Below are 596 nucleotides of genomic sequence, written 5' to 3'. Positions count from 1 at the left end.
CTCCGCGCTCGCATACCCCTCAGCGTGCAAGTAGCTGATCTCTTTGAGTTTCAACGCTCCTTCTAAAGCGAGCGGGTAAAACACATCGCGCCCGATATAAAAAAAGCCATGCCCATGCAAGTAGCGTTTGGATAAGCGCTTGATCTTTTCATGCAATTTAGGCTCTACTTTCATCGCATTCACGCTATTTAGCATGTTTTTAGCCTGGATTTTTTCTTCTTCTTTAGAGATTGTCCCTAGCTGTTTGCCTATATACACACTCAAAAGCCATAAAAGCATCACTTGCGAAGAAAACGCCTTAGTGGATGCTACGCTGCGCTCCACCCCCGCTCTAATCAAAAGCACATGATCGCTAATGCGGCTCATCATGCTAAAAGGAGCGTTACACAAGCTAATGGTTTTAAGCCCTTGGGCTTTGGCTAATTTTAACGCTTCTAAAGTGTCAGCGGTTTCGCCGCTTTGAGAAATCGCTATAAAAAGCTCGTTAGGGTTGCTTTTAAAATGAGCGTAGCGGTATTCGCTCGCTAAAATGGCCCTCGCTCTTATTTTGGCTAATCTTTCAAACAAATACACGCTCGCCAAACTCGCATGGTAAC

The 596-nt window shown here is 45.0% G+C and carries 1 protein-coding gene; it reads right to left on the bottom strand.

Translation table 11 applies throughout. The annotated features are described in order from the left end of the window. A partial coding sequence (locus tag IEY73_RS34745; RefSeq protein WP_268240515.1) for an SIS domain-containing protein occupies positions 1–582 on the bottom strand: 582 nt, incomplete at its 3' end. Positions 583–596 lie beyond the last annotated feature (14 nt).

This window comes from Mangrovihabitans endophyticus, assembly GCF_014646155.1.
GTDB lineage: Bacteria > Actinomycetota > Actinomycetes > Mycobacteriales > Micromonosporaceae > Actinoplanes > Actinoplanes endophyticus.
Note: the sequence above shows the minus strand (reverse complement) of the source record. Positions and strands in the feature narration are given on the sequence as shown.